The following is a 23998-nucleotide window of genomic DNA, read 5'->3' on the forward strand; positions in this document are numbered from 1 at the left end:
ATGTCTTTATTTTAATCAGCTAAGGTGACGAATCCTCAATGCTTCCTGTACGCATTTTGGGTACAGGGAAGTACTTACCAAAGATATTAATTACGGCAGATCAATTAGATGAAAAAGTTGGCTTTCCCATTGGCACTACGTTGCGCGTGTCGGGCGTCGAAACTCGTCATTTTATTGAAGAAGAAACGGCATCAATGATGGGCGCTGCGGCGGCGAAAGAGGCGCTGACGAATGCTAATCTCACCATTCAAGATATTGACTGTATTATTTGTAGTAGCGGTACTCACGAACAAGCGATGCCCGCAACAGCTGCCTTAATTTCAGAACAATTCGGAGTTCTTGCAAGAGGGATTCCATCCTTTGATGTCAATTCAACGTGTTTAAGTTTTTTAACAGGATTAGATTTACTTTCTTACGCAATTCAACAAGGGCGTTATCGAAATGTGTTGATTGTTGCCAGTGAAATTTCTTCAGTCGGTTTGGATTGGAAAGATAAAGAAAGTTGCACCTTATTTGGTGATGGTGCTGCCGCAGCAATTATTAGTAAATCAAATGATCATGAAAGTTCAAAAATTATTACAGCAAACATGGAAACGTATAGTGAAGGTGCGCATTTTACTGAAATTCCAGGTGGAGGAACACGATTTCATCCTCGTCATTACTTGGATGAAGATGGTAGACCACATTTATTTCGTATGCATGGACGTAACGTTTATAAGTTATCAATAAAAATATTGCCTGATTTTGTGCAGCAATTATTTGAAGCAGCTAATATGTCAATGAATGATATAAAGCTAGTTATACCGCACCAGGCGAGTGTCTCCGCCCTTAGGTTAATTGCAAAACATTTAGATATCCCTGAAGAAAAATTACTTATTACCGTAAAAAAATACGGTAACACTGTTGCTGCTTCTATCCCATTAGCATTGCATGATGCAATCACACAGAAGCAGATTGTACGCGGCGATAAAATATTATTAGTCGGTACGGCTGCTGGATTGACAGTGGGAGGGATGATCATTGAATACTAAAAGTAAGATACTTTTAACGGGTGGCCGTGCCCCAGTGACTCTCGATTTAGCAAGAAGGTTTAAGCACTATGGGCATGAAGTTTATGTGGCTGAAACTATAAACTATCATTTGTGTCGTTATTCTAATTCAGTAAAAAAAAGTTTTTTGGTTCCAAGTCCTGCTCATTATAAATCTGCATACATAAATGAGCTATCGTCTTTAATACAAAAATATAATATTGATTTGCTTATCCCAACTTGCGAAGAAATATTTTATATTTCTAGTGAACTGGAAGCGTTGAGTCGATTAACCAAAGTTATGGTAGATAAAATTAATAACCTAGATTTACTGCATAATAAATTTAGTTTTAACAAGTTAATAGAAAATACAGAAATATCTACACCTGAAACAATGTTAGTTAAATCCATGGTTGAATACAATGAACTTATTAATGCTAAACAAATAACATATCCTCATGTCTTAAAACCTGCATACTCAAGATTTGCTTCTCAAACAAAATTTATATTCGCATCTGAAAATATAAAACTTGATATTTCAGAAAAGAGGCCTTGGGTGGCCCAAGCTTATATATCAGGAAAATTGATTTGTACTTATAGCATTTGCCATGAAGGGAAAATACTAGCAAATGTATTTTATGAAAATAATTATTCCGCAGGGGAAAATGGTGCTGGCATCAGCTTTAAACGTATTGAAAATGCAGTATTGTTTAATTGGATTACCCAATTTGTAAAAAGCTTAAATTATACGGGTCAAATTGCATTTGATATTATCGAAGCAAACGATAGGAGTTTATGGCCTATTGAGTGTAACCCTCGATCTACAAGTGGAATTCATTTATTTTCTGATAGTTTAAATATTCCCAATGTATTTCTTTTGAATTCTCCAATAGGTAGAAGCGCAGATACAAAGCGACAGCCAATGTTAAGCTTAGCGATGCTGGTCTATATATTACCTAACCTTAGATCATTCAAAAAATTTTCAGCTTGGATTAAATGCTTTCTAGTTGGAAAAGACGTTATTTTCCGTTGGGGTGATCCACTACCCTTCGTTATGCAGCTTTTTGCTGTAATCAATTTTTTTAAGATTAGTCGAAAACAAAATATCAGTCTCATTGAAGCAACCACTCACGATATTGAATGGAATGGTGACTAATGAAAGTGCTAGTAACAGGTGCAACAGGTTTTTTAGGCAAAGCGCTCAGTTTCCGTCTTCAAAAGATGGGGTATGAGGTTACTGTTTTAGGAAGAAATCTTGAAATATGTAGGCAACTCGAAGGAAGTATTTTCCGTGTGTTAAAAAGTGATCTGACAAATAATAATCAAATTATAAATGCCTGTGAAAATCAAAATTATGTTTTCCACTGTGGCGCATTATCTTCACCGTGGGGAAAATATCAGGATTTTTACTCAGCGAATGTAATAGGTACCCAAAATGTAGTGCAAGGGTGTATGGCGCATAACATTAATCGTTTAATTCATGTATCAACACCAAGTATTTATTTTGATTTTACGGATAAATGTAATATTTCTGAGAGAGATGTTTTACCGCTAAAATCAGTTAATGCTTATGCCAAAACAAAACTGCTAGCTGAAAATGAAATAGATTTGGCTTATCAACAAGGATTGTCTGTTATGACTATTCGGCCAAGAGGATTATTTGGACCAGGTGATACGGCTATTCTACCTAGATTAATTAAAGCGCATGCGTCCATGTCTTTACCTTTATTTAAAAAGGGTAAGGTGCTTGTTGATATGACTTATGTTGATAATGTAGTGGAAGCGTTAATTTTATGTATGAATGCACCAAATGAAGCTATTGGTAAGAAATTTAATATTACCAATGATGAGCCGATGTATATTATTGAATTGCTCGAAAAGTTGTTCATGAGGCTTGGTATTAAATTAAAAACCAAATTTGTAAATTATCAGATAGCGAATCTTGTTGCAGGTATGCTCGAACATTTTTACCAATTATTTTATTCAAACAAAGAGCCGCCATTTACTCGATACACATTAGGATTATTAGCAAAAGATCAAACTTTAAATATAACGGCAGCAAAAAATATATTGGGTTATAAACCACAAGTTAGTATTGAAGAAGGGTTAGATCGATATGTGGCTTCATTAACGAAAGTGAGTAGGCACCATGGCGATTAATTTTAAATTGTTCAATACAGGTTTTTGCTTTAGCTTGGAAAAGTTAGCTGTTAGAACAGCGCCATGGCGTTGTTCTAAATTTCCCGCTATGTTTGCGCTGATCCAACATCCACAGCACGGCAATATTTTATTCGATACAGGCCATTCAAATAGATTCTATGAATTAACAAATAAATTTCCAATGTGTATATATCGATGGTTAATTCACGTCGAGCATGATAAAAAATCTGATGCGGCATATCAGATAAAAGAATTTGGAGTCATGCCAGAAGAAATAAATTATATTATTATTTCCCATTTTCATGCAGATCATATCGGTTCTTTGCATGATTTTCCAAATGCCAGATTTATCTATCTACAAGAATCTTATGACGCTGTAAAAAACTTAAATCGTTTTTCCGCACTCAAAGCAGGTTTTTTATCTGGTCTTGTTCCAGACAGTTTTGTGCAACGCTCCTATTTGCTAAACAGTAAGCCCTCTATTTCGCTACCTGAAGAATATTCGCCTTTTAAAATAGGTTATCAAGTTTTTAGTGATGATAATATGGTCGCTGTTGATTTGCCCGGTCATGCGCACGGACAAATAGGACTATTTTTGAAAATAACAGCAAATGAAAGAGTTTTTCTGATTGGAGATGCTTGCTGGACGAGTCAGTCTTATTCGAATCTTGTGCTTCCACACACTATTTCTTTTTTAGCAATGTCAGGCAAAAAAGAATATATTAAGACTCTGAAAAATATTCATGACTTAAATAAAAACGCACCCCATGTAAAAATTATTCCTTCTCATTGTCAGCAAGTTTGGAATGAAATAAATAAAGGACATCTATAACAAATTCTAAATAGTCTTGTAAATTAATAAAGATGAAATGAGTTTGCAAATTCGATTTCATATTTCCAAGTTTTATTATTAAGAATATTTCTATTTTTAATAAAATTATTTGTCATATCGTTTAATTAATGGCATACCAATATGATTAACTATCCATTTTAAAAGCGTCCATGCCCTTCTTCTCCCTATAGGCAAATGCTTTGTATAGACAGCATGATACTCAGGTGCTGAAACATGACCACGATGACGCTTAAATCCCCCAGCACCAGCGCTCGAGTGCAGGATTGTATCATTTTCTATTGCAATGTTAATTTTAATCGCCGATAACATGCGATATAAACCTAGTTTTGCAGGTTGGTTTGTATCGTATCCAAATAGTGGTGCGTAGGTAATATTATTGCGTGTTAGGCAGCCAATGAACGCATCTATTTGATTAGCCTTTTTAATCGTTCTTATATTAAACATCAAGTTGTTTGTTAAAAAACCGATAAACTCTGTTGAATATTGAGGGTTCAAATACGAATATTTATCAAGATACAAGGAATCATATAGCTCTTTCATTCTGAAAATATCTTGTTGAGTTAAGTTGTCCTCCCCAACGTCATACCCTGAATCACGTAAAATTTTTTCATCTCTACGTAAATCAGTAGGTTTTCGCTGCTGAAATTCTTTTAGTTTTTCTTTTGAAAGCATATGAATTCGACGGCTTCCAATCAAAAAATACTTATTTTTTTGTAAATTGTTTATGGTGGATAGATCAGTAATAAAGTTCAAAGTGCGAAAGAGAATAGCGTGCTGAGGAAATTTTCTTATTAAAAATTGTGTGATGCTTCTAACCTGTTCGTTTGAAAGGGTTGAATAAATATTAGTAGGGAATAACCAGTTATTAACATGGATACATTTATCAATTTTACCGGCATTCAAAATTTTACCTAACGCATTTAAAACTAAGGCGGCTATTTTTCTGATAAATAGATTTTTTATAACAGATAATTCCTCAATCGTGTAACTGATGTATTGTGTATATGCCGATACAAGATAAGTATTTTTAGGTATAAAATCGCATATCGTAAGTGGAATAATCTGATTATTTATTTTAAGCAAGCAAAAAACTGCTGTTGCATTCTTAATAATAGAAAAAGGTTGGTTTTTTAGTACAGTAAGTAAATAATCTTTTTCTGAGGTGGATATATCAGATGGCCATGTTATCTCGTCTATTGTTTCAACATCAAAAAAAGTCACTTGACTAGTCATAAATACTGCCTTCATCGATATTGAATTTTCTTATTATTCGGCGTAATTTCCTGCCTTTTTCAGGTAAAGAAAACTCTCCAAAATGTAGCTCTGGACAAATAACATTTAGCTGCTGACAAAGGGTTGTTAAATTATTTTTTATTTCGGATTTTATTTTATCCGATGTGCTGTTATTGCAGCGTAAGTTAATTTCTAATACAGATGGGTTTTTTTGAATAACGGTATATTCAAGGATATTAGGAGAGCTAGTTACCAATGCACGTCGAATAAAATCAGGAAAAATAGGTTCTAATTTTCCGTCCTTAATAGTTTTCATAAAAAAAAGATCATCACACCTTCCATCAACTTGTTCTAGCGCTGTATAAAGTGAACCACAAGCACAGGCTTCTTTACGCTCAGTAAGGACATCATTGAGTCGATAACGAATGATGGGTTGTGTGGTGCGATAAAAGTCAGTAATGACTGGGATAAATTTTCTTTTCTCTGCATCAATATATTCTTTTTCTACAAGAAGGATATCTTCGTTAAGATGTAAGGTGCCTTGCTTACAAGTAACGGCTAAAAAGCCTTCGGTTGCTTGATAAATTTGATGTACAGTTTGTTTAAACTGTTTTTCGATATACACCTTGTCAATCGGTTCTAACACTTCAGCGACGGAAATAATCCGAATAGGCTTTATTGCTAATTTATTTGTAGATTGTGCAACTGCTAAGATTCTTAACATTGAAGGAGGTGCAACTAAGATGCTGGGTTGAAATTGATTTAATTTCGTTATTTGTAATTCCACACTATCTAACAAATCATAAAAATCAAATTGAATGAATCGGCTATTTAATGTCGTATAAATGTTGCTATTGGCTCTTAAGAAAAAAGCAATATGTTGTTTTGAAAACAAGGTCTGAGGTAACATTTTAGCAAGAATTACCCCTGCCCATGCTAATCGCTCGTTTTCACTCACTAAGAACAATCCTCTATTTCCTGAAGTTCCAGAAGAAAGGCCAACGGTGTATTTTCCAAGAGTGGGACTAAAGTTTCTGGATTTTTCTGCTTTTATTGCAATTTCGTCTGCAATATTAAAATCTATTCCTGCGGTGTTTAAAGCGCTAAAATTTTGCATCAAAATATTTTTATCTAAGAGAGGTAATTTCTTCCAATCAGTTAAAGAAAATCCTGCATAAAATTCTTTATAAAAAGTTGAGTTTTTTATTGCGAAACGAGCTATTGCTTGTGCTTTTTTGTTTTGCCAATTGATAAGTTTTTCCCTGCTATTAAAATAATAATTTTTGTAGCGGGTAAGTAAATACCATTTAATTATTTCTAATAAAATTCGCATTTGTTTTGTTAAGCTTATTTATAGATATGCAAGATTAAAACTTGAGCAATTGTATCATATTGTGATTTTTTATACACTCTTTAAGCGCTTGATATTAGAGATAAAAATACTATATATGCGGCATTATTCATCATTATTTAATAAAATACATGTGGTTATACAACCAAAAGCTCTCTCTAAACCCACTCCTGGTCACACTGCGTGAGTGCGTCAATATATCATCATCATGAACCCCATTAGGAAACGCTGCGGACGCGTCTATAAAATCTAATACCAAAGCGATAGACTCAGTCAAATAATAACGCCGGCTTAAATTAAGCTCCAAGTTCCTTTAATATCTCATCTTCTAATTCTTTTGCAGAGGGTAACTTATTTGAAAGTTCTTTCGGCAACTGCTTTGATAAACGGAATTCAGAAACGCCCATGGGCTTATTAATACCGTGTAATGTATATTCAACATCGAAACGATCTCTTTCAGAACATAAAATTATACCTATAGAGGGATTTTCATGCGGTTCAAGTACAAAATCATCTAATAAATTTAAATAAAAATTCATTTTTTCCGGCATACTCTGGTTGAAATTTACCTTTTTTAATTTCCATTGCCACGAGGTCTTGTAAACGTCTATTAAAAAATAATAAATCAATAAATACTTCTCTTCCTTCGGCAACAATACGATATTGATTGCCAATAAAGGAAAATCCGTATCCTAGACCAATCATGACCGTTTTGATTTTGTTAACCATGCGATTTTCAATTTCAGCTTCAAGTACAGACCCGGCGCAGTTTACGCTCTTTAACTAATTTGCAAGGGGAATTTGTTTTAGCAAATGCTTACGGTAATGGGGCTTCTTGACCCTATTGTAAATATTGTATCATGACTTTAAAACCAATAATCCTCATGAAATAACTAAAGCAATTAATAATAATAACAGTCAATCATCAATTTGTATTCTTGAGTTAAGCCTGCGATCTCTATCCCGCAATGGTAAGCTGTACCATGTCGAGCTTACAGCAAAATATAAGGTCTTAACGTTACTAATATTAGAAATAACGTTTACAATTGATCTATATATACCCTTTAATTACAAATATCGTTAAATTGTTCGGTAAAAATCTTATAATTTTTCTGTTTCAATCTTCTCGTTCAATTCAGCTTCAATTTCCGCAATGCTTGGCAATCTCGTTTTAAGTTCTTTGGGTAATGCTTTCGATAAAGTATATTCTGAAACTCCAATGGGCGCTTTAATGTTGCGTAAAGCATACTCAGCTACAACTTTATGCTTCGATTTGCATAACAGTATGCCGATTGTTGGCTGATCACACTCTTTTTTCATTTGATCATCAACTACTGCAAGATAAAAACCAAGCTGTCCTGTGTGCTCTGGTTTGAACTTGCCAGCTTTGAGTTCAATCACGACAAATGAGCGCAAGTTTAGATGATAGAAAAGTAAGTCAATGAAAAATTCTTGATTATCAAACGTCAAGGGTACTTGAGAGCCAACAAATGCAAAACCTTGTCCTAATTCAAGTAGGAAATCTCTCACATGCGTAATGAGTGCATCTTCAATTGAGCGTTCATGAGCTTTGCCTTGGATAGTTAAGAAATCGAAATTATAAGGGTCTTTCAATATTTCATTAGCTAAATTAGATTGCTCGGGTGGTAAATGATCGTGAAAATTACTTATTTTGTTATTAGCAATCCCTTGCCGTTGATATAGGTTGCTTTGAATCTGCATTTCTAAAACTGAGCGAGACCAGCCATTTTTAATGACTTGTACGGCGTACCACTCTCTGATCTTTTCAGGCTCTACCATCTGCATCAAGCGGACAATGTGCCCCCATGGTAATTGCGAAACAGCTTGTTTCGCAAATTCGATCTTAGGATATAGGGTCGCAAAACGGCGGATATGCTCAAGATTGCGTTTAGAAAATCCTCGCATCTCGGGGAAAGTTTGGCGTATGTCGTGAGAGAATTGTGCTAAAAATCGATCACCCCAATTATGAGCTTTTTGTTTGTCTATTAATTCACAGCCCAATTCCCAATAGAATTTAATTAGCTCACTATTTGCCGCAATAGCAGCACGAGTTTGGGCAATTTTTAGGCGGTTTTTGATGTTTGTTAAAAAATGTTTATAGTTTTGATCAAGCTGTAGCGAGTCATTTTTTTTCTCAAGTTGTTTGTTCATGAATCCATCCTTGCGTGACTTTTGCGTGATTCACTTATGCATCATAGTACAGTATTATGCATTCGTAACGGACGCACTGCATAATAAAATTATTATAAATCAATAGATTAACGATTATGCTGCTGTCTCTTAATCAGCGGGTCGTTGGTTCGATCCCAACACGGCCCAACTAATAAAATCAAACACTTACAGCGAAAAATGTCCGTTTCAAAGACCCCTCATAAAATCCTGGAGTGCATCTGGAGTGCAATTTCAATGTACGTGCCTGCTAAAAAATCTATATAGGTGAATAAATGGGGGTCAATAAAAAGCCGTGCGTACACGGCTTCAAAGTAAGTCAAAAAGCGAATTTAGCGTTTTGTAAAATTCTTTAGCAACCACATATCAAGATCTTAAATATCAGCTGGCGCAAAGCCCATTAGAAAATTATCATCTACAACACAATTACCTATCTTGCTACTTGTGATCGATATGAAGCAATTTTACGTGAAGAAAAAATCAAAAAGAATTATGAAATTATTCGGACAAAACAAAAAAATCGTAATAAAACTGTACGATTGAGACACAAAGAATCAAATGAATATATTGTAGTTACTCTAAATAATTTTGCAGATCAGAATCTAATTGACCAGTTGGTTTCCGAAGACGCTTATTATCTAGGTTACCTTGCAGGCCAAGAACAAACATGGAAGGATGCTGTACGCTTGAAGTTAATCTCTACACCCGAAAAAGAATCTTAATGAATGAATAAATTTTCCTATAATTCGACGCAATATACAGATTATCGACCTAATTATCCGAAAGAGCTTTATGCTTATCTTCAAAAGTGTGCAGGGAATGGCTTGGTTGTGGATTGCGGGGCAGGTAGCGGACAAAATTCACTAGGCTTATCTCAATATTTTAAAACTGTTATTGCTACTGATCTTTCTTTTGAATTGCTATTGAAAGCATCCCACTTAAAAAATGTTTCTTATGTTCAATCATCCGCCGATCAATTGCCTATTCGATCAAACACCACAAGGCTTATTTGTATTGCGCAAGCAATTCATTGGTTCCCGCTAAATGACTTTTATCGAGAGGTAAAAAGGATCTTGCAGCCTGACGGAATTATTGCAGCCTGGGGATATAATCAAGCTGTCATTGAACCTAAAGTGGATGAAGTTATAAAAAAAATCTATTTGCAAATGAGTAGTGCACAAAATCCTTCCGCGGAACGTCAATATTTATATGATCATTACAAAACCCTACCATTTCCATTTCAGCTTATTTCGAGTCCTGATTTTAGTATGCAAGTGGATTGGAATTTGCACCAACTAATAGGGTACATAAAAACATGGCCTGGATTACTAGAGTATGAGAAAAGATTTGGAGTTAATTTAGTTGATGAAAGAGAAGGAGAGCTATTTGCAGCCTGGGAAGATCCATCGAATTTAAAATTAGTAACCTGGCCAATTTATTTAAAGATTGGCGTAATCTAAGGTCTTTGTAGACCTCCTAATAAGGTTGTTGCGTGAAAAATACTTTAGTATTAATTCCTGGCGTTGGTGCAAATGAAATGATCTGGCAGCACCAAAAAAGGCACTTGGAAAATGAGTTTGATATTCGAATCGTTGTAGCTAATCAATCCAATGATAGAGATGTATTAATAGAAACCATACTAGATCCACTACCAGATCAATTCTATTTATGCGGACATTCATTTGGAGGTTGGCTCGCTCAAATTATTGCTTCTACTTATCCAAAACGCGTTAAAAAATTAATTTTAATAAATACTTGGTCCCGATGTAGTCAATCGTTTATTGCATTTATTCAAGATGTACTTTATAAAATTGAGACTGGGATTTTCAAAAAATTTGTAGAAGATACTTTCTCCACTACCAACCTCGCACAAGATAGAGATAACAAACTTACTTTATTAAAACAAATGTTACTAAGTGCGGAACCCCAGTCATATGTAAATCAATATCAAGCTATTCTAAAGAGTTGTGAAACAGTTAGTTTGTTAAGCAATATTAGCGCTTCTACATTAATTATTCATAGTAAAGAAGATAGTTTTTTTTCATTAAAAGAAAGCCAATTTATAAAGCAAAATATCCCAATTGCTAAATTAGCTCTTCTTCATGACTGTGGTCATAATTCTCCTTTAGAGCAACCTCAAGCTATTACTGCTCTAGTAGATTTGTGGTTAACTATTTAATAACTTATCCGAATAGCAAAAACTTTAGATGAAATATGTGGCAAAGCTTTATCAACATTTATAACTGTAATGAAAAATTCTGGTAGCCCGCTTACCTCTGTTATAGAAAAAACAGTCCAAGAAAATCCAAAGGAAGTTTGTTTAAACAGGAAGGCCAATAAATAAAATTGTAGCAATCACTAGAGGCTGCATACTTGTTTATTTATTTGATTCTATCATAAACGTTTTGCTTGACAGCTTTATTAGTGAGTTTTCCGCAGGCCTGCGGAAAACTGTGGTTCTTTCGCACACCAATGATTTGTATGTGGCGCAAAAAAAGCCGAAACACAATTTCTGTTTTTTGGATACTCTTTTAAGTATGCTTCACCTAGTATTTTAATATGCTCGCTGGTTAATGCTTCAGGATTGTAAATAAGGACGGAAAACTTTGCCAACGTTTCATCATCTTTTAAAAGCTTAACTTTTTTATATCCTTCATAGCTTTTACAACATCTTGAGTCGTAAAGTTCCTTGCTTCCATACCAACCTCCTATTAATTTATATCAAATCTTCTGTTGGGAAAATGTACTTGATAATAATGTTTTTTGCCAGGGTCCAGCGTTACGAGCTAAAAGTATTTTGTTAGAGGCAACACCATTATGGCGCTCGGGCTCTGCTCACCCTTCGGCGACAAAAATGTCTATCCTTCCATTCTGTTGTAATTGAATGGGTGATAGTACTACGTTATCATCCAACTTACCGAAAAAACACATGAGCTTAAGGATGAGGCAACATGGATTCTACACTTAGCCCCCATTGTCCAGCGCGCGCGCGTACAAATGAAATGTATTCAATCACATTCACAGAAGCCTCACCTGCAAGTTTTTTCGAAAAATTATTTACAACTATTAGAGAATTATTTGTAAGAATTAGTTTGAAAAGTTTGTATCATGCTTGGAGCATTGGCACACAAAATGATTTAAGCAAAACTTTCGCTCGTGCTTGGAAACCAGGCAGTTTTGTTACTAAATGCCCCATGCCGATAGGAACTGTTTATCTCACTGCAGATGCAAACGTTATACGTACAGTCTTACAAAATCCTCGCAAAGACAAAGAAGGATTATTTTACGATCATGAAAACAAACGCTTATTTGTTGAAGGGATTCTGACCGACATTTTCCCTGAGGATGTCAAAAAATATGGTGTAGACAGTGTTGCTGACATGATAGTCATTAGCGCTGATGCGGAAAAAATAAAATCGATGCGTGCGCCACTGCTTAATAGTTTAGGAGCGGCCAGTGTCAAAGATTACATACCACAACTTAATAGCATTGCAAATAATATTCTTGATGTAATGTCTAACGCTGAAAAAGAAAATTGCAATGCTGAAGAATTGGCATTTGAATTTGCAATTACAGTTATTTCAAAATTTATAACTGGTTACGAAACCAACCGACAAAATTACAAGTTATTTGCAAATGCTTTAAATGCTATTAGCAAACGCATGTCGCGCATTATTTCACGGCGTCCCGCTACCGAAGCTGAAAAACTTGAACTTCAACAAGCTATATCCATCATAAGAAATGTCATTGATGACAATATTAACTCGGAACATCCGTCATCTTATATTTCTAAATTAAAAGTACTAGGATGGAACGATTTCCAAATTCGTATCAGCTTATTCTTTAATTATTTTGCTGGAACTGAAACAACAGCAGGTTCTATTAATTACTTGCTATGGGAATTAGGCAAGCCGAAGCATCAACATTTTGTCACTGCATTAAGACAACCAGACGGCGGAGATGTTTTTTTACATAAGCTCGTTACTGAAGCATTGCGTTTACATCCACCGGCTTTTATTGAGGGACGCCAATTTCGTTGTGATACCAATTTAGAAATCCGCGATAAAGCCGGGAAGCTTATCAAACAAATGAAAATGCTAAAAGGTTATTCAATTGTTTGCTTAACGCAAGTGTTAGCACTTGATCCGGATTTATTTGTAAATCCGCAAGAATTCAACCCTCATCGATTTGATCATTTACCCTCTCAACTACCCTGGCTTCCTTTCGGCGCCGGTACACATGTTTGTCCCGGACAATATCTTGCACTTACTGAATTGAGAACTTTAATTCCGTGCATAGTGAAAAAATTTGACATTGAAACTCTTTATCCTAAGGATAAAACTGACCAAAGTGGATTCCTTACCCTGCGCGCAACGCCCGCTTTAATCAAATTAAAACCCAAACGGGGGATGTAGTGTCTCTGAAGCCGGAGTTAATTCAACCTTAGCTACCAGCTTTAGTCTGCCCCAACCGTACCCTTACTCAGGGCAAAATATGCTTTTTTTTGATTTTGCGTAGGGATACAATACTTTTTATTTGGAGTTTACTTTTATGTCTTATACTCGGAATTTATCGAAGGAAAAATCAGCTTTTTGTAGGGAGGTTGAAAACAGGAGGTATGAAATTATTCATAGTTATCTTACCGGTACTTGCCCTGGAGGAAGAGAGGTGGAAAAGTTGTTTACGTATCTTTTGGACGAATCTCAGTTACACATGTATATAAACAAGTCGCTGGATGACATTAACAGTAACGCTAAGAAAAAATATAAATCTAAGGAGTTAGAGCGGATTTATGCTAAAACCACCCATAATTTAAACAATTTGCTGAATGAATGGAAACATAGTGAAACTAATGATATGCGTTTAAAGTTAGGCAGCCATCCATTTTATCAATTCCAGAACAATAGAAACCATTTTATGAGTTTCCATAATTACCAGCCTGATATCGCCTATAAATACCAAAGCGTATTATACAATCCCTCAACGACAAACTTTTTTACAGGGCCGGTTACAGTAATTCGCCATCATAAAAAATAGTTTTATAGTTTTGTAACTATTTTTTAATTTTAAAATGTCTTAGGTGAGGAAAGATGGGGTATGTATAATTAAATCAATCTAATAAAATATTCAAGCACTGATCAGTAAACATATTATACATACAAAACAATCCACGTGCAGCGTCTGGAAAGCTAACGCTTATTATTAAATTTTGTCATAAACTCTGCTCTGTTTTTTTCGGATCTTTCCCAATCACGAATGTCTAATTCCCTAGCTACAAGATTTTGAAGTTTCTTTAATTCCTGATATTCAGCATAAGCTGGCTTCACGGCTTCTGCTTCAATTAGAATTTTATCGAATAAATCACGAGTTATACCAAGCGAGTTGGCCTCTTCAGCCATTTCCTCAATAGAATCGGTCGGTTTAAGAACCCCAACGAAAATTCTCGCCTAAGTAAAGATCAATATCTAAAAAACAAAGTTAGAATAGCCGATTTTTCAGAAGAGGAAATCAAGTCATTATCTGAAACTACGAATGGCATGTGTGACCATAATCAATATAATCTTAATATGAAAAAAATATTTAGATTTAATAATCAAAATAATAACAACAATAATAGCAATAAGGACAATAAAGAAGAAAAAAATAATTATTCACCAAGTTCCTCACCAGCAAAAAACTCCTTCTTTAATCCAGATGGTGGCCCTGTTGTTACTACCGAAACTCTAGATGGACCTGCTGATGACGATAAAGAAATATCTTCTCCGTCGAGTAAAAGACCAAAAAATAACTAATAGCAAATTTTACTCAAGTTTAAATTGGTTTTGAATGGGTCTTACTAAAAGCCGTTGTTGTCAATCGACATGTGATAGATAACAAGACATTGATGGTTAGAATGTAAAATTAAACTATTTGCTTAGAGATGCATCAAGTTCGTTTTGGAGTTGAGATCCTGGAAATTTTAATGCCGCTTCGCTTTTCCTTTCTGACCAATGCCACGAGCTAACAGTGTCGCTGCTAAAGTATTTAAACTTACCCCTTCAAGTTTTGCACGTAATGCAAGAGCAGCATGTAAGCTTTTTGGCAAACGAATACGCCACTGACCGCTGTAATTAGCAGCTATACTTGGTTCAGGAATAGCATCACCATGTTCTTTTGCCATAGCAAGCCAAGCCTTTTGAGCATCTTCCGCCTGATGCAAAGCTTCTTCTACTGTTTCTCCATCAGCAATGCATCCGGGCAAGTCAGGAAATTCAGCTAAATAGCCGCCACCTTCTTCTTTAGTCAGCGGCCGTATGGTAACAGGATATTTTAGCTTACTCATTTTTAACTCCTAACCCATCAATTAGCATGACAAATAATCTGATATAAATAGGTTTTATTGGTTTATGTGCTGGTATAGTTAACTTTTCTCCTGAACTAGTTCTAAATGTTTCATGACTTGTTCCGGGTTGCCGATATTCAATTCCAAATCGATCAGCAATTGGTTTAATGTCCTCGATTTTCCAATCACGGGGATTACGCCGCATTTTTAAAAGTTGTTTATCAATTTTACTCATTTTAATGATACCATATATGGAACCACTCTTAAATTCTAAAGCTATTCTTTTCCAAAAAATCCTTGCGCGACTTTTGCGCGACTGAACTATGCATCATTGTGCAGTATTATGCATTCGTAACGGACGAACTGCATAATTAAATTGTTATAAATCAATAAATTAACGATTAGGTTGCTGTCTCTTAATCAGCGGGTGGTTGGTTCGATCCCAACACGGCCCATGTTATTGAAAGATAAGTAAAAATTAGATAGTCCGCTGAGTGTAAAATCCGCATCAAAAAATATCAAAGGTTCCTCTGGAGGTTCCTCCAAGGGGTCTGCTAGGAGGAAACATGAGTAATGATGCAAAGTTTTTAAGCAGCCTATACCGTGATGAAACAATCACTTCAATCATCGAAGAAGCAATCAACGGCAAATTCCAATTAACATTTATAGATCGCGATAAAGACATTGAACGTGTTTTATCTAGAGGCGATCTTTCTGCTATTCGTGATAAAGGTTTTAGCAAGAAAGCAGAAGTTGAGATTGAAGCGCCGTCATCGCGATTAATAGCTGGCAACGATTGGCTTGTAGCAAGAAGGGAAATAGTAAGTTTTGGTCGCAGGCAAAATGTAGGCTATTCCGATTTAAGAGCTGATGAAAAAAATTTATCGTTGATTGAGCAAAGCGTTGGGTGTGAGAATAAACATTTAATGCCTTTGCTGACGATGCCCGTTAAAAAAGCGGAAGAACAAGCACCTCTACCTCAAGATGAGTTAACCGAAGAAGAAGCAAACGAAGAGCGTTACAAAAAGCCCGCTGATTGTGATCAGCGCTTATTTAATGATGCGGTTAAAATGAAAATGGTAAATCCAAATTTAAACCTTTCGCAAATTCATAATGATTGGTTCACCCAAGAAAAAGGTAAATCAGACATTTCAATAGATTCACTGAAACGGATCGTGAAGCTGGCAGATATCAATAGTGAAATCAGGAAAAGAAAAAAGTTATCTGAAAGTCAAAGTGAAGGAGTGAATTGGGTTTCACTGCTTCACTAATCGTTTCACTTTTTCCCCTTGTTGATTTAATGAAATAAAGCAAATCCTCCCACTCCAATTACCCTCTATTTTTCACCTATATAATTTTCCTTGGTTCAAACGATTGCAAGAAGGATCAAGGAAAGGCAGAACGATGCCGACAATTGTGTACGTAAGCCAGAAGTGAGAAAAATCACTGGGCTTAGTGATACAACTATTTGGCGATTAGAAAAAGCCAAGAAGTTTCCTCAAAGAAGACGTTTATCATCTTCGGCATGTGGATGGTTACTTTCTGAAGTATTAGCTTGGGTTCGCTCAATACCAAATGCGGAGGGAGAGTAAATGCACGGAGAACTTTACGCTGCCCCTCGAATACGACTGGCGGGTCATAAATCCGAGGGATATCTCAAAACAAATAAGTTTGATAATGATATTAAATTTCCTAAACCATTGCCACCATTATGGTAAGGAAGCTGCTTTTCTTTATTCAATGGGGGTGCAACCGCGGAATGATATTTTTGTATTTGCTGGACTAAACGCTTGGCAAAAAGCTAAAGCATTTGAGAGTACACAAGTTGTTTTGTGTGTTCCGTTAAATCTAGACATGTCAGCTTATTTTTGGCCTGTTAAAGAATGTTCTATTCTTCTATTTGATACTGGCGCATTAGACCTAATAGAGATTGAAAAAATTTCAAGTCTTCCCTAACTTAGTACACCATCAAAGTAGGGTTTAAGAACCGGTGTCATGTTTGACATGTTGAACTTTTTATTCTTATTAAGTCAATATGTCAAACATGACACCGGTTTTATATGGCAAATGCTCAACTTTTCAAATAATATACTAGTCTTAATTTAAGCTAATGCAGAAATTAAAAAACTTTTTTTGATAAGGACGTATTTTATATGTTGAAAAATTCTTTGGCAATGATAGTAATTGGAACTTTTGTTGCTGGCGGCAGCTTTGCTACTCCTTTACATATAGCAAACATCTTTATGATAGATCAGGTGGTAGAATCATCATCGGCTTCCAAAAAACACATTCAAAATCAGCAATCCAAATTTTCCGGAACATGGGTAGGTACATGTAATCATGATGGTAGAAAAGATGAAGAAAAAATTAGAATCGAGGATGAATATTTTGATTTTTCTATAAAAGAGTTGCTACTTACAGGTTTCACTCAAACTTTTTATTTTGATGTTACAGAATCTAAAAGTTTGGCAAGAAAAGACCATTATGTAACCACTACCAGTAGATTGACCAGGATAAATGACAATACAATTAGGCTTGAAGGCACTGGAGTGGTAAATGACGATTCCAACAAAGAAACGAGGCTTGAGTCAGAGGTGTTTAATAGCACATTCACAGTAAACAACAATAATTTAATTATCACTTCAGAGAAGAAGTATCCTCATGGAAATAAAGATGAAAACGTTGACAAATGTTTATTAAAAAGAGTGGAGTAAACATTTGAAAATAATCTCAACTAAGGTTGAGTAATCTATTTCATATACCCTGACAGTAGAGGAGTGCAGTCAGGGTATGATTAACTAATGTTGGTAATCTACTCGGCCCCTAATATGTAGTTCTTCAAAAAAATTAGAGACTGTAATTAATTTTGTGTAACTGCCATTTTGTTACTCTGGTAATCTGCCTTCGAACTCAATAGCAAATCTATTCATAGCAGCTCTCCAATCGTGCAAAGCCATGGTCCATTTGCGCGATGCTTTTTGGATGGCTAAATATATCACTTTCATAGCCGATTGGTCACTCGGAAAAATTTTACGATTGTTAATTGATTTTCGAATAACACTATTTAATGATTCAATAGCATTGGTGGTATAAATTATTTTGCGAATTTCCTCTGGAAAAGAAAACAAAGTAATCATGTTGTGCCCATGCTTATTCCAAGAGCGGGAAATTGCAGGATATTTTTTATCCCATTTTTCCCCAAATTCTAATAAAGCATTTTCAGCTTGCTCAACGTTGACTGCTCGATAAATTGATTTTAAATTAGTCGCAACAGCTTTCATGTCTTTATAGGGCAGGTTTCTTGCGAATAAAATAAGAATATTTAATGTAATTGCAGGGCGGTATACAAATGCCTTGCTCGTTTTTTCTAATAACCTCATCACGTATAACTTGTCTTTGCCATTATTTATCAGCGGATTATTGGGCGTGATTGATTTGATTCCAAAGCGTGTTCATGCTGAGAAATTAAAAGAATTACAAGAGGGTATTTTAGGGCAGGAAAAACAAGAGTTGTCGGATGAAAAGATTTCATCCTTTTTAAATTCTGCAACCGATAGCGCTAACGGCACCGTAATAGGTGTGTCAAAGTATACAGGTAGAGCATTAGTTATATTTGATGAATATTTAAATCAAGTTGCACTGATTCTAGGCACCACAGGATCTGGAAAAACTATTACCCTCCGTCGATTTTATAAACGTGCTATCCAAAAAGGCTATCCACTTATTGTCGATGCAAAACCAGATTCTGCAAATATCGATTGGATTATGGCGTTAGCAGAGCAAATAACCGTCAATTTTATGGATTCAACTGTGGAAAGTATAACCATTACGACCCTTTGACCGAAGGTGGCTTTACCGAGTTAAAAGATAAAATTATTAGCTTAAAACACGAATGGTCTAGTGATTATTATCGTTCTATCGCTGAGGATTATTTACAAACCACATTCAAGGTATTATTAAAAAAGAATGTAGATATTGATTTAAAAAAGGTAGTAGCTTGTCTAAATTATATCGATTTACAAGAACTAGTGCGAGGCATAGAAAATAATGGCGTTGTATATTTTGCACTACCTGCTTTACGCTTTCCTAGCTTTTCAAAAGTATTGGGTAAATTAGTTATTAATGATTTAAGCGCAGAAGATGTTGCCAATTGGGTGGGTACACAAGATAAATTCACACTCACTGCTCAGCTTAATTTGAAAGATAAAGAGGATAGCATGGGTAGCGTGCGCGTCAATAAACAATTTATCGTGCATCCAGATGAGATTAAACAGCAACTAAAAACAGGTGAAGCTTTTTATGTGAGTAAGGTAAAACAATTTGAATATGATAAAATAAAAGTAAAATTTACATAGGAAGTAGCATGCATTTAATTAAAATAATTCTTTTTCATTTTTTATACTCATGCCGACCAATTGTTAAGGTGCCATGCAAAATTTTTAGTATTATGTTTCTCATTGGCTTTGCATTAACAACTTTTACTGGATCCATAGAATTTAAGTTGACATGGCCATGGCTCGCACTGGGTCTAATATTACCTGTAATAAGCTGGTATAACGATTCGCTGCTTTTGATACTAATGCCGGAAGGGGCGGAAGATACGGTGGTTTGAAGCAAATGCCGGCCATTGTGAATTTAATATAATATCTTTTTTATTGCAATTTAACGAATTATTAATACAATCTCCCTATTCATGAATATAATGGAGTATTATGTGTTGGAACAAGAAATGGATAAAAAAACTTTGGAATGGATGCGTGAAGCCCTACCATATGGGTTGCTCACAGAGGATTTATTAAAAAAATTCTATTGCATTTTGCAAAATCCTGAACTTCTTACGAATGAGCATATACATCTCATAGGACAAGCTTATCTTGAGAGATATCCTAAAAAAACAGGATATGTTGATAAATTGTTTAGTTGGCACACCAATCATGATCTTGCTCAAAAGCTCGTTCATTTAAATGGTGCGGATGCTTACGGCCGTTGGCTGAGTTTAAGCAATGCTATTTCTTATCTGCCAAAAACTTCTGGAAAGCTTGCCAATACAATTTTAATCCTGCATCTTTGGGCTTTTGGCGATAAATTTGATCCTTATAATTTGCGAAAGGGCGTAGTCGATAGATTGGCTGAAAATTGGAATGCTAGATTTATATATACATATCCATTATCAGATGCAATGCGAGAATCAGTGAAATCATATTATGCAGATATGTACCATGACAAGCAAATTATAAACAGTAAGGTTTAATGTCAATTGGAATTTTTGATGCAAGATAGAAAAGATGATTAAGAAGTGCTTAAAGCTGGTGCATTTAAGAAAATATATAAAGCATTTCTGCTCAACGTAATGCTGTAGGATTTAAATCTAATTTTTTAGCAGGCAAGGAGATGCTTTCAGCAGTTGAGCTAATTAACGAAATAAAAATGCATGCTGAAAAAAATCAAAAAAGCAGAACTGCGAAAGCCTGGAATTTGACGGAGAAATATTATCAAGATTGTAACGCAAAAAATCCTGAATTAGTGAATGCAATTTATAAATACGCATGCCAGCATACAAGGTTTCTTGGTACTAAACTATTTTCATCTTTCCTACAAGTGCCAGAAATTACCAAAATGAAAGTCGAAGATGAATCTTATACTAAGGATGTAAGAGGGTTTTGGATAAAACTTGAATTAGATACTGAAGAACAGAAACTAACTTGTCCATTAACTAAATGATGTCAATTCGTTTAAACCATTATGATCGCGAGCACACATTGAAAATACGTAAAAATTATAATGCCTATAAAAGTGGTTTATTAAAAACGTGCTTAGTCCGGTCATAACTTCTGGTGGCATAATAGTTAGAAGGTTTAGATTGTTGAAAACGATGGGCGCGATTTCTTGATAAGAATATTGAATTTCTGAACTATCGTTTAAATATCGATAATCAGTTAACCAAATTTGTTTTGATGATAATATTCCAAGTAAACTTTTATAATTAGTGTAGTGATAAAGCAACTTATCTGTTTTGCAAATATTAAATGTCGTATTGTAGATGCCTTCAAGTTCATCATGAAAAGTTGATTCTTGTTCTTCATTAGTCATATGCTAACTTCCATTAAAATCCAAAAATTAGAATTAATAAATGAGATAGATACTTAATGATATAATAATAAATGACAGAGATATAATATGAAAAAATTATCTTTTTTCTTGCTAATAATCATGAGCTTAAATACATGCTGGGGTTGCGAGTTTGATACTGATTGTAACCCTGGGAGTAAGTGCCTTAAGTCTTCAGGCAGTATGTATGGTGTGTGTGCTGGTGGAATAAGTCCAGGAATAGTAATGACCAGCAACCAGTTTATTCTCCAACTGATCCTAACGGCACAAGTGGTAATACTTGCTCCTTCAATACTGATTGTGGTCCAGGATCAACTTGCTTAAAAAGTAGTGGTTCGATAGATGGTGGTGTTTGTGTTCGTTAAATAGTTTCAGATCGCTTTATTTTTTTAATCTTTCAATTTGTGTGCACTTCCATTATTGAAATTCATTTTGGCTTACATCCACTACCATTAATCAATTATCTTTATTTTTACTAGAGGAAAGCTTGTTTTGTGAAAGGTATAATTTTTTTTGTAGCTTTTTCTTAGATTAAGAAAAGTAGGCAGAATCACTAATCCTGTTCTTTTTGCTTCTTTTAATGTGCTAATTACTTCTTTGCCTATCTTGATCATTATGTTTTCGCCTTATGATGAGTTCTTTTAGTCGAAGCGCGGGAATGCACTGAAGCTGAGCTTCTACTTAGAGCCGCTCTAACAGCTTGGGGATCACGAGCAATAACAGTTAAATACGCTCTTGCTGCATCTGTTGGTTTGCGTTGGCTTTGTTCCCATTTTTCAACGGTTCTTTTTTTAAGGCCAAAATTTGCTGCAAATACATCTTGTGACATATCTAATTCTTCGCGAATGGCACTCACATCTATTTTCTCAGGTATGTTTATTCGATGAGTCTTAGATAGTTTTTTATTGCCTTTAGCATATTCTAAAGCTTCTTGAGCGCCCCTTAATAAGCTTTCGCCAATTTTACTCATGATGTGTTCCTCCGTATATTTTTACGATAGATTTTATTATCGTCTTTAGCATCTTTTTTTCTTCTTTTGTTAAGTTAGCTCTTTCGTTTTTAGCATATGCAGTAAATAAAAAAATGGGCATATGCTGGTTATAATAGTAATAAATAATTCTGGCGCCTCCGCGCTTTCCTTGATATTGATTGCTTGTCCATCGTATTTTACGTGCGCCACCAGTTTCAGGTATCAAGTCGCCATCAAGAGGGTTTTGTGCAATGTAATTAATAAAGCTTTCTCTTGAAGCTTCATCCATAGAGTTGCTTGCTTGTTTGATATATTCTGGCATTTCGGCAACCGTTTGGTACATGATCAATCATCCTTTTCATAAGTATACCTCAGCGGGGTATATTGTCAACCCCATTGGGGTATAGTTAAGTTATGCTTTTTTCGCATGAAACTCAATAATATTTGCAATATTTTCATTATTAATTAACTGCTTAAGTTTCTTACCTTGATATCGTAGTCGCAAGGATTTGGTATATTAATCAGTTGGACAAAATTCCTGATAATATTAAGGATAATATGACCATAAAAGATAAAGGTTTAGCTGCGTATCAAATTCGGAATGAACTGAAAGAGGCTGCAAGACTTTTAATGAAGGACCAAACAGCTGCCGAATGGTTAGATATGAATGAACCCCCTAAAAGCTTAAGAAGCTTAATCCAAAAGGCTTATAACCGAAATTTCGTCGGTGATAATACATGGGAGTATGTTATAGAAAGCGCACAAAGAACTAGGAAGGAGGTGGATGCGGCATTAGAGCTAACTCGTATAAATCATGGGCCAAAATTATGAAAAGAGAAGTCACAATTCTAAAAAATAAAAATCAACCCATAGAAGTCGATATTGACCCAATACCTGATTGGGAAGGATTTGATAAATTAATTAGTTTTTTGAAAATTTATTATTCAGCCCAGATTGTCGATAGTTATGATGGGCTTTTTAATAGAAAATGTACGTTAGAAACTGATGGTGTTAGATATCAATTGATTTTCGATGATTGGTTTGGGAATTCATTGCGTTCGCTTGGAGTAGATAGTGATCCATTAATTATTAAAATTGGCGAAGATTTAAAAGAAAGATTGAAAGATATACAACCTGAGCCAATTGGAAGTAATAATCCTGATTACTTCCAATATCATCTTGTTTGGGATGACTTGGGTGTTGATGAAGAATATCGTTATGAAACTATTTATGAAAATAAAAATTTTCAAGTTAGAATTAATAAACCAGTTAAAATGTTTTTGTATACATTATTAATTAATGGCGAAGAACAATTCCGTTTTAACAAATGGCCTAAGAAATGGATAAGATAATAAATATAAATTGATAAGATTAGATAGGAGATAGGTTTGATGAATAATATCATCGCGTTAGATATTAATATATATGATTCTAAATTAGAAGTTGTAGATAACAAATCTACTGGTAAAACTTATGCATGGAGCGAATTTCAGCAATTTGTAATTGAAACAAATGATCGCGGCCCTTTTGAGGAAGATGTCTTTTTAATTTTGCAAACGAATACAGATAAGATTATAATTCCACAGAGTAAAGTCGCTTCAGATAAAGCTGAAAAATTATTTCAACATTTTCCTAATTTCAATTTTGATATTTTAACTCAAGCAATGTCGTCTTCGCAAAATCAACAATTTATTTGCTGGAATAAATAATTAATTCGTTTAACTTAAAATAGATCTACGTAATTAAACTGGTAGACTTATAAAAAGGACTTCAATGTAAATAA

General features: G+C 34.8%; 30 protein-coding genes and 1 pseudogene. 20 read left to right on the forward strand and 11 right to left on the reverse strand.

Going from position 1 to position 23998, the window contains the following annotated elements:
* The first annotated feature begins 38 nt into the window (after positions 1-38).
* Genes H0W64_04770 through H0W64_04785 form a run of 4 tightly spaced genes read left to right on the forward strand, consistent with a single transcriptional unit; the run spans position 39 to position 4020 of the window.
* Positions 39-1031, forward strand: coding sequence for a beta-ketoacyl-ACP synthase III (locus tag H0W64_04770; GenBank protein ID MBA3661013.1), 993 nt, complete (start codon positions 39-41; stop codon positions 1029-1031).
* Positions 1021-2184, forward strand: coding sequence for a hypothetical protein (locus H0W64_04775; GenBank protein MBA3661014.1), 1164 nt, complete (start codon positions 1021-1023; stop codon positions 2182-2184). Before H0W64_04770 ends, H0W64_04775 begins: the two co-directional genes overlap by 11 nt.
* Positions 2184-3188, forward strand: a complete 1005-nt coding sequence (locus H0W64_04780; GenBank protein MBA3661015.1) for an NAD-dependent epimerase/dehydratase family protein — start codon at positions 2184-2186, stop codon at positions 3186-3188. The genes H0W64_04775 and H0W64_04780 overlap by 1 nt, the downstream gene beginning before the upstream one ends.
* 34 nt (positions 3189-3222) lie before the next feature.
* Positions 3223-4020 carry an MBL fold metallo-hydrolase gene (locus H0W64_04785; protein MBA3661016.1) on the forward strand — a complete coding sequence of 266 codons (798 nt, stop codon included), beginning with the start codon at positions 3223-3225 and terminating at the stop codon, positions 4018-4020.
* Between the two features lie 105 nt (positions 4021-4125).
* Here H0W64_04785 and H0W64_04790 read toward each other — a convergent pair whose 3' ends face one another.
* The 4 genes and pseudogenes from H0W64_04790 to H0W64_04805 all read right to left on the reverse strand — a co-directional run bounded on the left by H0W64_04790 (position 4126) and on the right by H0W64_04805 (position 8797).
* On the reverse strand, positions 4126-5274 hold the full coding sequence (locus H0W64_04790; protein MBA3661017.1) for a hypothetical protein: 1149 nt from the start codon (positions 5272-5274) through the stop codon (positions 4126-4128).
* Entirely contained in the window at positions 5267-6607 is a 1341-nt protein-coding gene (locus H0W64_04795; GenBank protein ID MBA3661018.1) for an adenylate cyclase, read from the reverse strand. Before H0W64_04795 ends, H0W64_04790 begins: the two co-directional genes overlap by 8 nt.
* Positions 6608-6921: 314 nt before the next feature.
* A pseudogene (locus tag H0W64_04800) lies at positions 6922-7354 on the reverse strand (DUF1016 family protein).
* Between the two features lie 372 nt (positions 7355-7726).
* A complete protein-coding gene (locus tag H0W64_04805) occupies positions 7727-8797 on the reverse strand; it encodes a DUF1016 domain-containing protein (GenBank protein ID MBA3661019.1) in 1071 nt (356 codons plus the stop codon).
* A gap of 743 nt (positions 8798-9540) precedes the next feature.
* Here H0W64_04805 and H0W64_04810 point away from each other — a divergent pair.
* From H0W64_04810 to H0W64_04825, 4 genes are all read left to right on the forward strand, one after another.
* Positions 9541-10275 (forward strand): class I SAM-dependent methyltransferase, encoded by a 735-nt coding sequence (locus tag H0W64_04810; GenBank protein MBA3661020.1) that lies wholly within the window; start codon positions 9541-9543, stop codon positions 10273-10275.
* A gap of 32 nt (positions 10276-10307) precedes the next feature.
* On the forward strand, positions 10308-10994 hold the full coding sequence (locus H0W64_04815; protein MBA3661021.1) for an alpha/beta hydrolase: 687 nt from the start codon (positions 10308-10310) through the stop codon (positions 10992-10994).
* Positions 10995-11766: 772 nt separating this feature from the next.
* On the forward strand, positions 11767-13230 hold the full coding sequence (locus H0W64_04820) for a cytochrome P450 (protein ID MBA3661022.1): 1464 nt from the start codon (positions 11767-11769) through the stop codon (positions 13228-13230).
* 136 nt (positions 13231-13366) lie between these two features.
* The gene (locus tag H0W64_04825; protein ID MBA3661023.1) at positions 13367-13852 is read left to right on the forward strand and encodes a hypothetical protein; all 486 of its coding nucleotides are present in this window, start codon (positions 13367-13369) and stop codon (positions 13850-13852) included.
* A gap of 152 nt (positions 13853-14004) precedes the next feature.
* Here H0W64_04825 and H0W64_04830 read toward each other — a convergent pair whose 3' ends face one another.
* Positions 14005-14214 carry a hypothetical protein gene (locus H0W64_04830; GenBank protein MBA3661024.1) on the reverse strand — a complete coding sequence of 70 codons (210 nt, stop codon included), beginning with the start codon at positions 14212-14214 and terminating at the stop codon, positions 14005-14007.
* A 168-nt stretch (positions 14215-14382) separates the two neighbouring features.
* Here H0W64_04830 and H0W64_04835 point away from each other — a divergent pair, with 168 nt between their 5' ends.
* Positions 14383-14607 (forward strand): hypothetical protein, encoded by a 225-nt coding sequence (locus tag H0W64_04835; protein MBA3661025.1) that lies wholly within the window; start codon positions 14383-14385, stop codon positions 14605-14607.
* A 167-nt stretch (positions 14608-14774) separates the two neighbouring features.
* Here the strand turns inward: H0W64_04835 and H0W64_04840 are convergent, their stop codons facing one another.
* The gene (locus H0W64_04840) at positions 14775-15137 is read right to left on the reverse strand and encodes a type II toxin-antitoxin system HicB family antitoxin (protein MBA3661026.1); all 363 of its coding nucleotides are present in this window, start codon (positions 15135-15137) and stop codon (positions 14775-14777) included.
* Complete coding sequence (locus tag H0W64_04845; protein ID MBA3661027.1) at positions 15130-15372, reverse strand: hypothetical protein; 243 nt, start codon at positions 15370-15372, stop codon at positions 15130-15132. The genes H0W64_04840 and H0W64_04845 overlap by 8 nt, the downstream gene beginning before the upstream one ends.
* Positions 15373-15703: 331 nt before the next feature.
* Between H0W64_04845 and H0W64_04850 the strand changes: the two genes are divergently transcribed.
* The 4 genes from H0W64_04850 (at position 15704) to H0W64_04865 (ending at position 17851) form a co-directional block, all read left to right on the forward strand.
* A complete protein-coding gene (locus H0W64_04850) occupies positions 15704-16408 on the forward strand; it encodes a hypothetical protein (protein ID MBA3661028.1) in 705 nt (234 codons plus the stop codon).
* Between the two features lie 114 nt (positions 16409-16522).
* A complete protein-coding gene (locus H0W64_04855; GenBank protein MBA3661029.1) occupies positions 16523-16729 on the forward strand; it encodes an AlpA family phage regulatory protein in 207 nt (68 codons plus the stop codon).
* Between the two features lie 85 nt (positions 16730-16814).
* Positions 16815-17093 (forward strand): hypothetical protein, encoded by a 279-nt coding sequence (locus H0W64_04860; GenBank protein ID MBA3661030.1) that lies wholly within the window; start codon positions 16815-16817, stop codon positions 17091-17093.
* 197 nt (positions 17094-17290) lie between these two features.
* Positions 17291-17851, forward strand: coding sequence for a hypothetical protein (locus H0W64_04865; protein ID MBA3661031.1), 561 nt, complete (start codon positions 17291-17293; stop codon positions 17849-17851).
* Between the two features lie 171 nt (positions 17852-18022).
* Here the strand turns inward: H0W64_04865 and H0W64_04870 are convergent, their stop codons facing one another.
* Entirely contained in the window at positions 18023-18520 is a 498-nt protein-coding gene (locus tag H0W64_04870; protein ID MBA3661032.1) for a transposase, read from the reverse strand.
* 43 nt (positions 18521-18563) lie between these two features.
* Here H0W64_04870 and H0W64_04875 point away from each other — a divergent pair, with 43 nt between their 5' ends.
* From H0W64_04875 to H0W64_04890, 4 genes are all read left to right on the forward strand, one after another.
* Positions 18564-18977, forward strand: a complete 414-nt coding sequence (locus tag H0W64_04875; protein MBA3661033.1) for a hypothetical protein — start codon at positions 18564-18566, stop codon at positions 18975-18977.
* Positions 18896-19492, forward strand: coding sequence for a hypothetical protein (locus tag H0W64_04880; GenBank protein MBA3661034.1), 597 nt, complete (start codon positions 18896-18898; stop codon positions 19490-19492). Before H0W64_04875 ends, H0W64_04880 begins: the two co-directional genes overlap by 82 nt.
* A 359-nt stretch (positions 19493-19851) precedes the next feature.
* Positions 19852-20388: a hypothetical protein gene (locus H0W64_04885; GenBank protein MBA3661035.1), complete on the forward strand. Its 537-nt coding sequence runs from the start codon at positions 19852-19854 to the stop codon at positions 20386-20388.
* A 140-nt stretch (positions 20389-20528) separates the two neighbouring features.
* The gene (locus tag H0W64_04890; protein ID MBA3661036.1) at positions 20529-20858 is read left to right on the forward strand and encodes a hypothetical protein; all 330 of its coding nucleotides are present in this window, start codon (positions 20529-20531) and stop codon (positions 20856-20858) included.
* Here the strand turns inward: H0W64_04890 and H0W64_04895 are convergent.
* From H0W64_04895 to H0W64_04905, 3 genes are all read right to left on the reverse strand, one after another.
* Positions 20847-21227 (reverse strand): hypothetical protein, encoded by a 381-nt coding sequence (locus H0W64_04895; GenBank protein ID MBA3661037.1) that lies wholly within the window; start codon positions 21225-21227, stop codon positions 20847-20849. The genes H0W64_04890 and H0W64_04895 overlap by 12 nt on opposite strands.
* A 631-nt stretch (positions 21228-21858) precedes the next feature.
* The gene (locus tag H0W64_04900) at positions 21859-22215 is read right to left on the reverse strand and encodes a helix-turn-helix domain-containing protein (GenBank protein ID MBA3661038.1); all 357 of its coding nucleotides are present in this window, start codon (positions 22213-22215) and stop codon (positions 21859-21861) included.
* Positions 22208-22558, reverse strand: coding sequence for a type II toxin-antitoxin system RelE/ParE family toxin (locus tag H0W64_04905; GenBank protein MBA3661039.1), 351 nt, complete (start codon positions 22556-22558; stop codon positions 22208-22210). Before H0W64_04905 ends, H0W64_04900 begins: the two co-directional genes overlap by 8 nt.
* Before the next feature lie 215 nt (positions 22559-22773).
* On the opposite strand from H0W64_04905, the gene H0W64_04910 reads away from it, so the two are divergent.
* The 3 genes from H0W64_04910 to H0W64_04920 are packed head-to-tail and all read left to right on the forward strand — an operon-like array spanning position 22774 to position 23924.
* Positions 22774-23046 (forward strand): hypothetical protein, encoded by a 273-nt coding sequence (locus tag H0W64_04910; protein ID MBA3661040.1) that lies wholly within the window; start codon positions 22774-22776, stop codon positions 23044-23046.
* Positions 23043-23567: a hypothetical protein gene (locus tag H0W64_04915; GenBank protein ID MBA3661041.1), complete on the forward strand. Its 525-nt coding sequence runs from the start codon at positions 23043-23045 to the stop codon at positions 23565-23567. The genes H0W64_04910 and H0W64_04915 overlap by 4 nt, the downstream gene beginning before the upstream one ends.
* Before the next feature lie 39 nt (positions 23568-23606).
* Complete coding sequence (locus H0W64_04920; GenBank protein MBA3661042.1) at positions 23607-23924, forward strand: hypothetical protein; 318 nt, start codon at positions 23607-23609, stop codon at positions 23922-23924.
* Positions 23925-23998 lie beyond the last annotated feature (74 nt).

Source organism: Gammaproteobacteria bacterium, assembly GCA_013816845.1.
In the GTDB taxonomy this organism is placed as follows: Bacteria; Pseudomonadota; Gammaproteobacteria; order DSM-16500; family DSM-16500; genus Aquicella.